This window comes from Halomonas sp. ND22Bw, from assembly GCF_003011945.1.
In the GTDB taxonomy this organism is placed as follows: Bacteria; Pseudomonadota; Gammaproteobacteria; order Pseudomonadales; family Halomonadaceae; genus Halomonas; species Halomonas halophila.
In genome coordinates this window covers 1-270 of record NZ_PXWD01000927.1, presented here as the reverse complement: position 1 = coordinate 270, position 270 = coordinate 1, and the positions used below count along the sequence as shown (strand labels likewise).

Sequence of the window (270 nt, the reverse complement as noted above, 5' to 3'; positions counted from 1 at the left end):
GAATATTCGCTGGTCGTCTCGGCCGTGGCGGTGGGCTGGTCCGGTTACGCCGTCGGCTTCCTGAGCGGGCTGGGGATCGACCTGCCCACGGCCCTGATCGCCGGGCCGCATGCGGGCGGGATCGTCAACCTGCCGGCCGTGGCCATCATCGGGGGGGTGACGGGCCTGCTCCGCTTGGGCACCAAGGAGAGCGCGACGCGGAACGCGGTGCTGGTGCTGATCAAGATCGCGGCCCTGGTGGTGGTCGTGGCCATCGCCCTGCCGGCGTTC

Annotated in this window: 1 pseudogene; it reads left to right on the top strand. The window is 71.1% G+C overall.

Annotated features, from left to right (window positions below):
• A pseudogene (locus CVH10_RS20865) lies at positions 1-270 on the top strand (amino acid permease); the annotation flags it as partial.